The sequence below is a fragment of the Saccharomonospora iraqiensis subsp. iraqiensis genome (genome assembly GCF_000430445.1).
Classification (GTDB): domain Bacteria; phylum Actinomycetota; class Actinomycetes; order Mycobacteriales; family Pseudonocardiaceae; genus Saccharomonospora; species Saccharomonospora iraqiensis.
Window position 1 is genome coordinate 2311 of record NZ_KE387082.1, and the last position, 2168, is coordinate 4478.

Here is a 2168-nt window from a genome sequence, read left to right on the forward strand (position 1 = left end):
ACCCCGCGTCGCCCCGGCACCGGGACACCGCGGTGGGGCGCGCCGTGGGCGGCGGCGGACCCGCGGCGACACCGTGCCGGGCTGTTCGCCCGCGGAAAATCACGTTGCCGGACCGCCGTGGACCGGCCTAGCGTGGCGGTACACGGGAAAGGAGGTGGTCCAACAGTGCACAGCGACAGGACCCGTGAGGTGACGCTCCACTGACGGAGCACACGGACCACTGGCGAGTGATGTGTGCCCGCCGGTGAATACCAGGCGCTCACCGGCCCCCGACGCTCCCGGGACCCGGTCCGACCCGGGCCCGCACGACTGACGGCGTGCGGGAGTCGCGTCGGGGGTTTCCCCCAACCCTCCGGTGCGGCGCACACGGCGCAGCCGGCCGGAGGAGCCCCGCGTGGCGCGGGAGTGGACTGCCGGATACTGGGTGGGTGTTGTTCGACAGGATCGTCCGCCCCGGCCTGTACCGGCTCGCCGGTGGGGACGCGGAGACGGTGCACGAACGGACGGTGCGCGCACTGGGGGGGCTCGCCCGGACGCGACCGCTGACCCGTGGCCTGCGCCGGTACTACGGGACCGACAACCCCACCACGGTCTTCGGTGTCCGGTTCCCCAACCCGGTGGGACTGGCCGCCGGGATGGACAAGGACGGTCGGGCACCGGGGGCCTGGCCCGCGCTCGGCTTCGGGTTCGTGGAGCTCGGCACCGTCACCCGGCTCGCCCAACCCGGGAACCCGCGACCGCGGTTGTTCGCCCTGCCGGACAGCGAGGCGGTGCTCAACCGGATGGGGTTCAACAACGACGGCGCCGACGCGTTGGCCCGGCGGCTCGCCCGGCACGGAAAGCCGGAGATCCCGCTCGGGATCAGCATCGGCAAGTCGAAGGTGACACCGGTCGCGGACGCCATCGACGACTACCGCGCCTCCCTGACCGCCCTGCACCCCTACGCCGACTACGTGGCGGTCAACGTCAGCTCGCCCAACACCCCCGGTCTCCGGACGCTGCAGGACCGCGGGGCACTCACGGAGCTGCTGACGGAGCTGACCCGCACCTCGGCCACGCTGGCGCGCGAGGCGGGACGCACACCCGTCCCGCTGCTGGTCAAGCTCTCCCCGGACCTGTCGACCGAGGCGATCGCCGAACTGCTCGACGTCTGCGTGTCCCACGGGGTCGCGGGGGTCATCGCCACGAACACCACGCTCGCCCGGGACGGTCTCACCCCCCGGGACGCGGCGCTGGCCGACGAGGCCGGCGGGCTGTCCGGACGTCCACTCGCCGCCCGGGCACGGGAGGTGGTGCGGTTCGTGCACGACGAGGCGGGAGACCGGCTGCCGGTCGTGGCGGTCGGCGGGATCTGCACCCCGGACGACGCGGAACGCATGCGCGACGCCGGGGCGAGTCTCGTCCAGCTCTACACCGGCTTCGCACTGCACGGTCCCGCACTCGTCCGCCGGGTGAACCGTGCGCTCGCCGCGCGGCCGGTCCGCGGGGCGGCCGGCGCCTGACCGGGCCGTCGGGACGCTAGACCGGGGTTGCCGGACGTGCGCTCGGCCGCTGGGTGCTCAGATGTCGCAGATAGGCACGCCAGCAGCCCCATGCGGTCACGTCGGTACCGTGTTCGGCCGCGGTCGGCTCGCACAGGACACCCAGGACGCAGCGGCCGTCGGCGAGCTCGACACCCCCGAGCCGCATGGGGGGCCGCAGATGCGCGGCCAGTTCGCCCAGCCCCGAGGGCGACACCAACCACCGTTCGGCGGCGAGTGGGACGAGCGGTCCGTGGTGCGTCCCGCCGACCGACTCGGCGGGCACGACCCCGGCGTCGGGTGGATCCTGCCCGAGAGCGAGCATGCGGTAGCGCGGTGCGGTGGTGACCGGGTCGGCGAACCGGGCCGACACACGGGTGAGTTCCTCCTGCCGCGGCTGCCCCCGCAGGTAGCCGCCGAACACCACGAGGTTGAGTCCGATCCCGGGGTAGGGCGTCGCCGTCTGCGCCCCCGTGAGGGCCCCCGCGAGATCCAGGACGACCTGATCGTCGAAGGCCTTGCCCAGCACCCCGACACCGCCGCTGTCGGGCAGCGCGACGGCCGCCGTGTCGAGCCGGGTCAGCAGACGGGCCAGGCCGGCGTCCCCGTGGCCCCACGGCAGGACGAGCGCGTCGTGCTCGGCCAGCA

Annotated in this window: 2 protein-coding genes; one reads left to right on the top strand and one right to left on the bottom strand. The window is 74.2% G+C overall.

The window, feature by feature from the left end; genetic code table 11:
• The first annotated feature begins 428 nt into the window (after positions 1 to 428).
• On the top strand, positions 429 to 1502 hold the full coding sequence (locus ACTIR_RS0109515; RefSeq protein ID WP_026454091.1) for a quinone-dependent dihydroorotate dehydrogenase: 1074 nt from the start codon (positions 429 to 431) through the stop codon (positions 1500 to 1502).
• A gap of 16 nt (positions 1503 to 1518) precedes the next feature.
• On the opposite strand, the gene ACTIR_RS22525 is transcribed toward ACTIR_RS0109515, so the two are convergent.
• Positions 1519 to 2168, bottom strand: a 650-nt coding sequence (locus ACTIR_RS22525; protein ID WP_034239262.1) for an allophanate hydrolase-related protein, incomplete at its 5' end; no start/stop codon positions are given.